This window comes from Pseudomonas sp. SWRI111 (genome assembly GCF_014268555.1).
Taxonomy (GTDB): Bacteria; Pseudomonadota; Gammaproteobacteria; order Pseudomonadales; family Pseudomonadaceae; genus Aquipseudomonas; species Aquipseudomonas hamedanensis.
Genome location: NZ_JABWQQ010000025.1, coordinates 36,390 through 48,601 on the forward strand (window position 1 = coordinate 36,390; position 12,212 = coordinate 48,601).

Below are 12,212 nucleotides of genomic sequence, written 5' to 3' on the forward strand. Positions count from 1 at the left end.
GCGGCAGCTCCTGCAGATATAAATCTGGTATTAGGACGGGCAAGCGTGGAACCCTGTTCTAAGCTCTGAAGTCGTATCGTCTCGACAGCAGCATTACAGGCCAAGGAGTGTGCATGGCGGGTCCCGGATTGAAATTGCTGATGGCGTTGGGCGCCATGGCGTTGCTCACCGCTTGCGGCGACAAGAAACCTGCTCAGGAATACTTGCCTAGGGTCTTTGTGCAAGAGGTCGAACCGGCGAACTACGCCGCAGCGGTGACCCTCACCGGTGATGTGCAGGCACGCGTGCAGACGCAATTGTCATTTCGCGTTGGCGGCAAGATCATCCAGCGCATGGTCGACGTCGGCGACCGCGTCACCGCCAAACAGGTGCTAGCCAGACTCGATCCGAAAGATCTGCAGACCAACGTTGATTCCGCCCAGGCCCAGGTCGTCGCCGAACAGGCCCGCGTGAAGCAGGCAGCGGCGGCGTTCGTCCGTCAGCAAAAGCTCCTGCCCAAGGGCTACACCAGCCAAAGCGAATACGATTCGGCACAAGCGGCGTTGCGCAGCAGCCAGAGCGCATTGAGCGCCGCCCAGGCGCAATTGGCCAACGCCAGGGACCAGCTCAGCTATACCGCGTTGATCGCCGATGCGCCGGGGATCATCACCGAGCGCCAGGCCGAAGTGGGCCAGGTGGTGCAGGCCACCGCACCGATCTTCAGCCTGGCCCGTGATGGCGACCGCGACGCGGTGTTCAACGTCTACGAATCGCTACTCGCCGAGCGCCCGGCAGAGCGTTCGATTGTGGTCAGCCTGCTCGATAATCCGCAGGTCAAAACCACCGGCACCGTGCGCGAGATTACCCCGGCGGTATCGGCGCAATCGGGCACCGTGCAGGTCAAGGTCAGCCTCGACAAACTGCCGCCGGGCATGCAGCTCGGCTCAGTGGTCAGCGCCACGGCCAAAGGCTCGGGCAAATCGGCGGTCGAGTTGCCATGGTCGGCACTGACCAAGAACATCAGCGCGCCGGCCGTTTGGATGGTCGATGGCAACGGTGAAGCGCAATTGCACAACGTCACGGTTGGCCGCTACCTGACCGGCAAAGTCATCATCAGCGAAGGTCTCAAGGGCGGCGAAAAAGTCATCGTCGCCGGAGGGCAATTGCTGCACCCGGGGATGAAAGTCGAAATCGCCGAAAACACTTACAAGGATTTGCAACCGGGAGCGCAACCATGAAGCGTTTCGGGCTGTTGTGCATGGCGCTGATACTCACCGCCTGCTCGGAAAAGGAAGCCGCGCCGGAGCCAGTGCGGCCGGTGCTGTCGGTCAAGGTCGAAGCCTTGAGCGAGGAAAATCTCGGCCGCTTTGCCGGGAGCATCCAGGCGCGCTACGAGAGCAATACCGGTTTCCGCGTCGGCGGGCGTATCGCCAGTCGTAACGTCGATGTCGGCGCCGAGGTGCAGAAGGGCACGTTGCTCGCGACCCTCGATCCGTCCGATCAGCAAAATCAGCTGCGCTCGGCTCAGGGCGATCTGGCCAGGGTCCAGGCGCAACTGATCAACGCGCAAGCCAACGCACGGCGGCAGCAGGCGCTGTTCGATCGCGGCGTCGGCGCCCAGGCGCAACTGGACGTTGCCAACACGGATCTGAAAACCACCCAGGCTTCCCTGGACCAGGCACGCGCGGCGGTCAACCAGAGCAAGGACCAACTCAGCTACACCGAACTGCGTGCCGACCACAAAGCGGTGGTCACCGCCTGGAGCGCCGAGGCCGGGCAGGTGGTGACGGCGGGGCAGCAAGTGGTGACGCTGGCGCAACCGGACATCAAGGAGGCGGTGATCGACCTGCCCGACACGCTGGTCGATCAGCTTCCCGACGACGTGGTGTTTTCGGTCGCTGCACAGCTCGACCCGAGCATCCACACCACGGCGATCATCCGCGAGATCGAACCCCAGGCACAGAGCGCCACGCGTACCCGCCGCGCACGTCTGACCCTGACCGATACACCGGACGGTTTTCGCCTCGGCACGGCAATCAGTGTGACCCTCAGCTCAGCGATCAAACCGCGTATCGAGTTACCCGCCACGGCGTTGCAGGAGGTCGAGGGCAAAGCGCGGATCTGGGTGATCGATACCCAGAGCAAAACCGTCAGCCCTCGCGACGTCACGATCATCAGCCGCACCGACAGCAGCGTGGTACTGGCCGGCGGTGTGAAGGATGGCGAGCGCGTGGTCAGCGCCGGCGTCAACAGTCTCAAACCCGGACAATCGGTAAAACTTGACGAGGACAGTCAATGAAAGGCTCTTTCAACCTCTCCGAATGGGCCCTCAAGCATCAGTCATTCGTCTGGTATCTGATGTTCGTCGGATTGCTCATGGGGGTGTTTTCCTACTTCAATCTGGGCCGCGAAGAAGACCCGTCATTCACCATCAAGACCATGGTAATCCAGACCAAGTGGCCGGGCGCGACTCAGGAGGAAACCCTCAAGCAGGTCACCGATCGCATCGAGAAAAAACTCGAGGAACTCGACTCCCTCGACTACGTGAAAAGCTACACGCGCCCCGGCGAATCGACGGTGTACGTGTACCTGCGCGACACCACCAGTGCCAAGGACATCCCGGAAATCTGGTACCAGGTGCGCAAGAAAATCGACGACATTCGCGGCCAGTTTCCCCAGGGAATTCAAGGGCCGGGCTTCAACGATGAGTTCGGTGACGTGTACGGCTCGGTGTACGCCTTTACCGCCGACGGCCTGACCATGCGCCAGTTGCGCGATTACGTTGAGCAGGCGCGGGCCGAGATTCGCAATGTGCCGGGGCTGGGCAAGATCGAAATGGTCGGCCAGCAGGACGAAGTCATTTACCTGAATTTCTCCACCCGCAAACTGGCCGCGCTGGGGATTGATCAGCGCCAGGTCGTGCAAAGTCTGCAATCGCAGAACGCCGTGACCCCGGCCGGGGTGATCGAGGCCGGTCCCGAGCGGATTTCCGTGCGCACCTCGGGCCAGTTCGCTTCGGAAAAGGATCTGGCCGAGGTCAACCTCAAGCTCAATGACCGTTTTTATCGTCTGGCTGATGTCGCCGATATCAGCCGTGGCTACGTCGATCCGGCAACGCCGGAATTTCGTTTCGACGGCAAGCCGGCCATTGGCCTGGCGATAGCCATGCAAAAGGGCGGCAACGTTCAGGAGTTCGGCAAGGCTTTGCACGCGCGCATCGACCAACTCACCGCGGACCTGCCGGTAGGCGTCGGCGTGCACACCGTGTCCGATCAGGCGGTGGTGGTCGAAGAGGCAGTGGGCGGCTTCACCAGCGCCTTGTTCGAAGCGGTGATCATCGTGCTGGTGGTGAGCTTCATCAGCCTCGGCGTACGTGCCGGTCTGGTGGTGGCCTGTTCGATCCCGCTGGTGCTGGCGATGGTGTTTGTGTTCATGGAATACAGCGGCATCACCATGCAGCGGATTTCCCTCGGCGCGCTGATCATCGCCCTTGGTCTGCTGGTGGACGACGCGATGATCACCGTGGAAATGATGGTCACGCGCCTGGAAATGGGCGAGAGCAAGGAGCAGGCGGCGACGTTCGCCTATACCTCGACGGCCTTCCCGATGCTCACCGGTACGCTGGTGACCGTCGCCGGTTTCGTGCCCATCGGCCTCAATGCCAGCTCCGCGGGTGAATACACCTACACCCTGTTTGCGGTGATCGCGGTGGCGATGATCGTCTCGTGGGTGGTGGCGGTGTTCTTTGCGCCAGTGATTGGTGTGCACATCCTCAGCGCCAATGTGAAGCCGCACGCTGCCGAGCCGGGGCGCATCGGTCGCGCCTTCAATGGCGGTCTGTTGTGGGCCATGCGCAACCGCTGGTGGGCCATCGGCATTACCGTGCTGTTGTTCGTGCTGGCGGTGTTTTGCATGCGCTTTGTGCAGAACCAGTTCTTCCCGGCCTCGGACCGTCCGGAGATTCTGGTTGATCTGAACCTGCCGCAAAACGCTTCGATCGACGAAACCCGCAAAGCGGTGGACAAGCTCGAAGCGACCCTCAAGGGCGATCCGGACATCGTGCGCTGGAGTACTTACATCGGCCAGGGCGCGATCCGTTTCTACCTGCCCCTCGACCAGCAATTGCAAAACCCGTACTACGCGCAACTGGTGATCGTCAGCAAGGATTTCGAAGCCCGCGAGGCATTGAGCCAGCGCCTGCGCGAGCGTCTGCACAAAGACTTCGTCGGCATCGGCAGCTACGTGCAGGCGCTGGAAATGGGCCCGCCAGTGGGCCGTCCGATCCAGTACCGGGTCAGCGGCAAGGACGTCGATCAGGTGCGCAGGCACGCCATCGATCTGGCGACCGAACTGGACAAGAACCCGCACATCGGCGAGATCATTTATGACTGGAACGAGCCGGGCAAGGTCCTGCGCATCGACATTGCCCAGGACAAGGCACGCCAGCTCGGGCTGTCCTCCGAAGACGTGGCGAACCTGATGAACAGCATCGTCAGCGGCGCACCCTTGACCCAGGTCGATGACGACATCTACCTGATCAACGTCGTCGGCCGTGCGGTAGATGCCGAGCGCGGGACGCCGGAGACCCTGCAAAACCTGCAAATCGTCACGCCGAGCGGCACCTCGATTCCGCTGCTGGCGTTCGCCACCGTGCGCTATGAACTGGAGCAGCCGCTGGTGTGGCGTCGCGATCGCTTGCCGACCATCACCATCAAGGCGTCGGTGCGTGACGAGATCCAGCCGACCGATCTGGTGAAACTGCTCAAGCCGTCGATTGACGCCTTCGCGGCCAAATTGCCGGTCGGTTACAAGGTCGCCACGGGCGGTACGGTCGAGGAAAGCGGCAAGGCCCAGGGGCCGATTGCCAAGGTCTTGCCGTTGATGCTGTTTCTGATGGCGACCTTCCTGATGATCCAGTTGCACAGCGTGCAGAAGATGTTCCTGGTGGCCAGTGTCGCGCCGCTGGGACTGATTGGCGTGGTGCTGGCGCTGGTGCCGACCGGTACGCCGATGGGTTTTGTGGCGATCCTGGGGATTCTCGCGCTGATCGGCATCATCATCCGCAACTCGGTGATTCTGGTGACGCAGATCGATGAGTTCGAACAGAAAGGCTATGCGCCCTGGGATGCGGTGGTGGAAGCGACTGAACACCGGCGCCGGCCGATCCTGCTGACCGCGGCGGCCGCGAGCATGGGCATGATCCCGATTGCCCGGGAAGTGTTCTGGGGGCCGATGGCCTACGCCATGATTGGCGGGATCGTGGTGGCAACGCTGCTGACGCTGTTGTTCCTGCCGGCGCTGTATGTGGCCTGGTACAAGATCCGCGAACCGCAGAAGGACGAGCAGGCGGCGCGGTGATGGCGGGCCACGCATCTTTGGGAATGGTCTGACTTACAGCAGCAACGGCTTGGGTTAACGTCCCTCCTTCATTTGAGGAGGGACGTCCGATGTCGACCGTTGCTGGCTGCTTGCGCCATCTCCTGCTGCTGGCGGGCCTGAGTCTGTCGCCGTCATCGCTGGCCGAAGTCCTGCTGGAAAACGCGCTGTGGCGAGTCGCGGTCGATCCGGCGACATTGGCGGTACGTGTCGAACCCACCGGCCGCCCCGCCGTGCAGGCCTCGACCGGTGGGCTGCGGCACACGGTCAGCCAACTGAACAGGCGCGACAACCGCCTCGACTGGCAGTGGGATGGAGGTGTCTGGGCGCTCAGTGTCGAGCTGGACCAGCGCGAGGTGTCGTTCTCGATCACCGCGCGGACGCCTTCCGAACTCGAGTTTTTGCATCAGCCCGCCAGTGCGATGGGCCAGGCACTGATCTGGCCGCTTGCCGAAGGGCATTACGTGCCCCGTGGCGATCCCGTCTGGCGCCGGTTCCTGATCAACCAAGGCGCACTCGATACCACCCAGGACCTGAGCCTGCCGCTGTGGGGGATGGCGCATGCCGGGTTCAGCCTGCACTGGCTGATGACCGAGCCTTATCACAATCAGCTGCGCTTCACTGCGGACGGCGATGCGCTGGCGTTATCGGCGCGGCACCGCTTCACCTCGCTTGAACCCTCAAGGCCGCTGACGTTCCGCCTGTTTCTCGGCACTGCCGAACCGTTGGCCGGCGCCCGACGCTACAAGCAATGGCTGATCGACAGTGGCCAGTACGAAACCTTGCAGGACAAGTTCGCGAAAACCCCGCAGGCCCGCAAGCTGCTGGGTGCCAGCCACGTCTACTTGTGGGGCAACGGTCTGTTGGGGCCGGACGACGTGCGCAATTGGCCGCTGCTGCTCGCCCGTTTGCGTGGTTCGGCGCCGCTTGCCGGCGAGCTGCGCGCCGCAATGGATGCTGAAGCGCTGCGACTGATCGCGAGCGAGACCTTGCTCAACCGCTATCAGCAGAGCCTGCTGTTGCGCAGTCTCAACCAGGCATTGAACACTCAGGCACGCAAGACCTGGCAGGCTCAAGCGGTCCCGGACATGTCGGCGCTGGTCAACGGTTACGCCGAGGTGCGCGCGCAACTGGCCCTTGCCTTGGCGGATGCGCTGACGTCCGACTCGACGCGCTGGGGCAGCACCTTGTCGCAACGTACCATCCAGCAACTGCAGGACGCCGGGTTGTCGCGTTTGTGGTTGGGACTCGGCGAAGGCTGGGAGGGCGGGCTGTGGCATCCGCAAGCGGTTCGCGCTGCGGTAAAGGCGGGCTATCTGATCGCGCCGTACGACTCCTACGAGACAGCGTTGCGCGGTGACGAAAACCCGGACTGGACCACTGCGCACCTGGGCGACCGGGCAAACCGCGATTGCGCAATTGTGTTGGAGGGCGGTGCGCTGAAACGCGGTTTTCAGGAGGCGGGCCACTACACCGATCCGCGGTGCGTGCGACCGCTACTGGAGCAACGCGTACGCGCCATTCAGCAGGCTGCCGGGTTCAACAGCTGGTTTCTCGATGCTTACGCCGCTGGCATGGTGTTCGACAGTTATCGTCCCGGCGCGTCCATGACCCAGGCGCAGAACGCCGAAGGCAATGTCGCGGCCTCCCGCTGGCTCAACGAAACCCTGCGAGTGCCGAGCGGATCCGAGGACGGCAACGCGACCACCGCCCGTGGCCTGCTGTTTGCCCATGGCATGCAGACGCCGGTGATCGGTTGGGGCGATGGCGAGATGCAAGAACCCGGCTCGCCGTTCTTCGTCGGTCAGTGGTATCCACCGGAACAACCGGCAGTGTTCTTCAAGCCGGTGCCGGTGAAGGCGTCGTATCGGCGCATTCACTTTGAACCCGAGAACCGTTTACCGCTGTACCAAACGGTGTTTCACGGATCGATCATCACTAGCCATCACTGGCTGTTCGACAACCTGAAATTGAGCAACGTGCGCATCGAAAACGAACTCGCGCAGCTGCTCTACAACGTGCCACCGCTATATCACCTGAGTGCAACGACCCTTGCGCAGCGGTTGCCGTTGATTGCGCGTCAGGAGCGGTTTTTCCGTCCGCTGCACGAGCGACTGGCGACCCAGGCGCTCAGTGCTTTCGAGTGGCTGAGCGAGGACAGAAAAGTGCAGCAGACCACGTTCGAGGACGGCACGCGACTGATTGCCAACTTTGGCGCCGACCTGCGTGAAGTGGAGGGGCAGACGCTGCCCGGGCATAGCGTGACGGCGCTGACACCGCAAGGTTCGGTCAGCCGTTACGAAGCGCTCGCCGCGCCGTGAATCAGACCTTGCGCCAGACGCTGGCCAGCCACGGCTGCTGCTCGCGGGGCAGCCCGGCGGGACGGTAATAGTGCTCCAGTTCGACGAACCCGGCATCCGTCAGCAATCGACGCCAGGCTTCAAGGTCGTGGTAGGCGCCGTATCGCGGGCCGTTCCAGCCCTCACGATTGTCCCCGCGCGGATTGGAACTGAACAACACGCCATCGGCTTTCAGCGTGCCGTGCAATTGCTTGAGCACCTGCGGCAACGCCTGCGAGGGCACATGAAACAGCGTGGCGTTGGCGAAGACGCCGTCGAAGCGCGCGGTCGGCAAGTCCAGCTTGAGGAAGTCCTGCTGCCAGACCTCGCAACCGCTGTCCTCGCGGGCCATCCGCGCGAATTCCAGCGAACCGTCGAGACCGACGGCGACATGCCCCATTCGCGTGAACGTCTGCAAGTCGCGCCCCGGGCCGCAGCCGAAATCGAGGATCGTGAACGGCGCCTGCGACCTGATGTGGCGCAGCAACGCATCGATGTTCTGGCTGACGTCGTGGTCGCGGGTGCCTTCACGGAAGTCTTCGGCCACTGAGTTGTAGTGGCCCAGGGTCGTGGCGGTAATCTGTTCGAGGTCGGTAGGCGTCTGTTTCATGATCGGGGCTGTGTCGGCGAAGTCAGGCCTGACTATAAGCGTTTTCGCGCTTGAAAGATCGCCGACTTGGGCAGCGCCAGCGGGGTTACTGCAAGCGCTGCTGGCGCTGCCCAAATCTTCGATCCTCAGAGCGGGCTTCAGCTTCGTTTCATTTCCAGACAGTCGATCGAGCGATCGACCATCGCCTTGGCCATCTCCAGCAAATGCCAGACCGAGAACACCATGGCCCGATCTTCGCCTCCGAGATGATCGCCACACTGGTGCACAGTCACCGAGGCGCAGCGCAGCAGGTCGGCGACATACAACTGGGCGTCCTCCAGCGATACATCATTGCTGATGCTGTACACGCGTTTTTGCCCTGGCAGGTTCATGGGGTTGCCGGCCAGATGGGTGTCCACTGCTCGGCAAAGGGCGGAGCGATCCTTGAGCAGATCCGCAGTAAAGTTCTGGTGAGAGGCAAGGTTGAACGGAGGATCGGGAAGATGTTTTTCCATAGGTAAACTCCTGACTTCAAGTGGGAGCCAACCATTTCGCGACTAAACGAGCAGGCGGCGGCTGCACGCGGGTCAGTCGCTGATCACAAGCATCGGCGCACTTGAAAGTGCCCCGCGCCCAGCCGCCATCCATCAGATGAAAACTCTCTGCTGATGTCAGGTCTGACTGCACGCCCAGCGAATCCGAGCGACTACACCCGGTCACTGCCGAACAGTGACGGTCGGAGATTAGCTACGGGATATTTCGGGCACAAGCGTCGAAAATAATCTAGGAATCGTCCTGCAAAGGGCGGTGGTCATGCCCGGTGAAACGGAAAATTACCTGTGGGAAATGTCTGGTTTTCACCAGGGATCTTGCCTTTTATTCGTAACCAGCGACGTCATCAGATGAGTTCGGTGGCCATGAGCCATCGCGTTGCACGCAGCTTAGCACCTGTTAGTTGTTACAGTATCGAACCAAGGAAAACCGGCTCAGTATGGGGGACACTGACCCGAGGACTCGCGTAGCCGTGAACACTCGCCGCGACACCACCACGCCGACCTTGTCGGTCATTGACCCGCGCGCATTGGCAATTCGTAGCGTTGCCTATTGTCGGCATCCGGACAAACCCGACATCGACGCGCGCATCACCCGCCAGGTGTTTGATAACGCGGGGCGCCAGGTGGCGTCGTGGGATCCGCGGTTGTGGGGCGTTGCGCCGAAGCCGAATCTGACCACAAGCTACGCATTGAGTGGCCAGGCATTGTTCACAGACAGCGTTGACGCTGGCTGGCAGGTGCGGCTGTTGAATGAAGCGGGGTCGGTTTGTTCTGACTGGGATGCGCGTGGCAGCCAGAGTCATCGCCAATACGATGATCTGCAGCGTCCGCTGGCGCTGACTGAGCAAGCGCATGAGGGGCAGTCCTGCGTGGTCGAGCGCTGGACTTATGGCAGCGCCACGGATGATTGCGCCCAGCACAATCAATGCGGCCGTCCGATCCGCCACGATGACCCTGCCGGCAATCGGCATTTCAATGACTACGGCCTCGGCGGCGCAGTGCTGGTGGAGTCGCGACGTTTTTTGATTGAGCTGGAGACGCCTGACTGGCCAATCGAACCCGATCGGCGGGATGACTACCTCGAGAAAACAACCTACGTCACCCGGCAGACTTTCAATCCGACAGGCGAGTTGCAGCATCACACCGACGCGATGGGCAACATCAGCACGCAGCACTACAACGTGGCCGGGCAATCTTGCGCAACCTGGCTGTTGCAGGCCGGCGACGGCAGGCAGCCGAAGTGCCTGGCCAGTGCCATTCGCTACAACGCGCAGGGTCAGATCGAAAGTGAGACGGCCGGCAACGGCGTCATCGCCCGTGCCGAATACAGCCGTGATGACGGCCGGTTGCTCAGACTGCTCGCCAGTGTCGGCGCGCGACCTGCATTGCAGGATCTGAATTATGTCTACGATCCGGTTGGCAACATCATCAGCCTTGAAGATAAAACCCAAGCCGTGTCGTACTTCAATAACCAGCGAATCGATCCGGTCAGTTGGTATCGCTACGACAGCCTTTATCAGCTCGTCGAGGCCAGCGGCTGGGAGGTCAGCAAGCCGAGCCATGGCCCGGCATTGCCGGATCTGCTGCCAACGCCGCTGGACCCCAATCAACGGCGCAACTACACGCAGAAATTCGATTACGACGCAGCGGGTAATCTGATCACCCGCCACCACAGCGGTGCGCCGGGGTTTTCAATGTTTACCTCTGCTTATAGCAATCGAAGCCTTGCGCAGCGCGACGATGGTTCCCTGCCCGGGGAACCGCAGATCGGCGAAGGGTTTGACCAGGCCGGCAATCAACTGGAGCTTCAGCGCGGACAGGCCATGAGTTGGGATGTGCGCAATCAATTGAGACGAGTGACGATGGTGCAACGCCAGAAAGAGCCGGATGACGATGAATGTTATGCCTACGACCGCTCCGGCCATCGGTTGCGTAAAACCTACTCGAGCCAGGCATCCGGGCAAGTTCTTAGATCAGAAGTGCGTTATCTGCCGGGCCTTGAAGTGCATCACGAAACGGACGGAAAAGAGCGGCATGTAATCAGCGTCGACGCTGGGCGTAATCAGGTGCGAATGCTGCATTGGCCCGCTGACGCTGAAGGCGATCAACTGCGTTACAGCTTGTGTGACCATCTCGGTTCCAGCAATTTGGAGCTGGACGATGAAGCAAGGGTATTAAGTCAGGAGTATTATTACCCGTTTGGCGGTTCGGCGTGCTGGGCGGGTAAAAGCGCCTTGGTGGCGACGTACAAAACTATCCATTACTCGGCTAAGGAGCGGGATGCGACGGGGCTTTATTATTATGGTTATCGATATTACGCACCGTGGTTGCAGCGGTGGACCAATACAGATCCTGGTGGGTCTATTGATGGGCTTAACCAATACCGCTTTGTAAGTAACAACCCATTAACTAGGCTGGATGTCTTAGGCGCAGTAGGCGAAATCCCGGCTGACGTTGAACATGCTTACGGTCGCATGTTTAAACAAGGGCTGGTATGGGAAGGCCTGGGTCGCAGCAATGAAAGTGGCGTCGATACAATAAATCGCCTATCGACAAAAAATATTTTGGTGTTGGAGGATGAAATTGAAAGTGAGCTGCAGAGGAACTTTGCTGATAGGTTTTTTAATGTGCCATTGTCTGAATATTCGATTACGCACTTCAGTAAAGCCGATTTTACGACGGAGGAGGGAGTGTATTTTAAAACTTTAGTCACTTTACAGAATGAAAGAGGGGATGTTGACTATGAGGGTAACTCCATGGGGGGGAATATTCCCAACTATGGAAATCACGATTTTTCCTTTTTTGCTTTGGAAGCAGGAAAGATACCAGGGAAAACAAAATCTCGATTTGGCGATTTTCGCTATAGTGCCTCTTTGGAAAAACTGGGGGAAAAATCCGATTATGCTCATATGGAGGTGGGGGATTTAATGCGACCCAATAACCGTGACGCGAGCAGCGAGCGCTTAAAAAGTCTCCCTTGGATGGCGGACTTACTTACTCAAGAATATGGTGTAGAAAATTTTTTACAAAGAGTTGGACTTCGTCCGGATACTGAAGCTGATTTGTTATTTTACGGCGCAGACATGCTCAAAGGATTGGGATTAAAAATTGCTGTAGATCTTAGCTCCCTGAGTCCAGATACACAGGACGCTGTTGTTGAATGGACCGCCGGCGATCGACCGTTGGAAAATCTAAGTCAAGTAATTAATATTTTTTATCGTCCGCAGATTGCAGTCCCTGGGGGTTTGAAGATTAAGCAAGGTGATTTTTTATTACAGACTCCTGGACCGCGTAGGAGTTAACGCAGCCAAGGGGCAGCCCAATTTCCAAAAAGGTAACTAACTTTGGCTAAAGGGCTGCGACCGTTGATCTCGC

General features: G+C 60.1%; 7 protein-coding genes. 5 read left to right on the forward strand and 2 right to left on the reverse strand.

Features of this window, described 5'->3' with window-relative positions; translation table 11 throughout:
* The first annotated feature begins 113 nt into the window (after positions 1 to 113).
* The 4 genes from HU755_RS23385 to HU755_RS23400 all read left to right on the forward strand — a co-directional run bounded on the left by HU755_RS23385 (position 114) and on the right by HU755_RS23400 (position 7,676).
* A complete protein-coding gene (locus HU755_RS23385; RefSeq protein ID WP_186636951.1) occupies positions 114 to 1,217 on the forward strand; it encodes an efflux RND transporter periplasmic adaptor subunit in 1,104 nt (367 codons plus the stop codon).
* Entirely contained in the window at positions 1,214 to 2,278 is a 1,065-nt protein-coding gene (locus tag HU755_RS23390; protein ID WP_186636954.1) for an efflux RND transporter periplasmic adaptor subunit, read from the forward strand. The genes HU755_RS23385 and HU755_RS23390 overlap by 4 nt, the downstream gene beginning before the upstream one ends.
* A complete protein-coding gene (locus HU755_RS23395; protein WP_186621997.1) occupies positions 2,275 to 5,337 on the forward strand; it encodes an efflux RND transporter permease subunit in 3,063 nt (1,020 codons plus the stop codon). Before HU755_RS23390 ends, HU755_RS23395 begins: the two co-directional genes overlap by 4 nt.
* A gap of 89 nt (positions 5,338 to 5,426) precedes the next feature.
* A complete protein-coding gene (locus tag HU755_RS23400; protein WP_186636957.1) occupies positions 5,427 to 7,676 on the forward strand; it encodes a glycoside hydrolase in 2,250 nt (749 codons plus the stop codon).
* 1 nt (position 7,677) lies between these two features.
* Here HU755_RS23400 and HU755_RS23405 read toward each other — a convergent pair whose 3' ends face one another.
* Positions 7,678 to 8,304: a bifunctional 2-polyprenyl-6-hydroxyphenol methylase/3-demethylubiquinol 3-O-methyltransferase UbiG gene (locus HU755_RS23405; RefSeq protein ID WP_186636960.1), complete on the reverse strand. Its 627-nt coding sequence runs from the start codon at positions 8,302 to 8,304 to the stop codon at positions 7,678 to 7,680.
* A 137-nt stretch (positions 8,305 to 8,441) separates the two neighbouring features.
* Complete coding sequence (locus HU755_RS23410) at positions 8,442 to 8,798, reverse strand: hypothetical protein (protein ID WP_186636962.1); 357 nt, start codon at positions 8,796 to 8,798, stop codon at positions 8,442 to 8,444.
* Between the two features lie 509 nt (positions 8,799 to 9,307).
* Between HU755_RS23410 and HU755_RS23415 the strand changes: the two genes are divergently transcribed.
* Complete coding sequence (locus HU755_RS23415; RefSeq protein ID WP_346655442.1) at positions 9,308 to 12,139, forward strand: RHS repeat-associated core domain-containing protein; 2,832 nt, start codon at positions 9,308 to 9,310, stop codon at positions 12,137 to 12,139.
* The last annotated feature ends 73 nt before the right edge of the window (positions 12,140 to 12,212 follow it).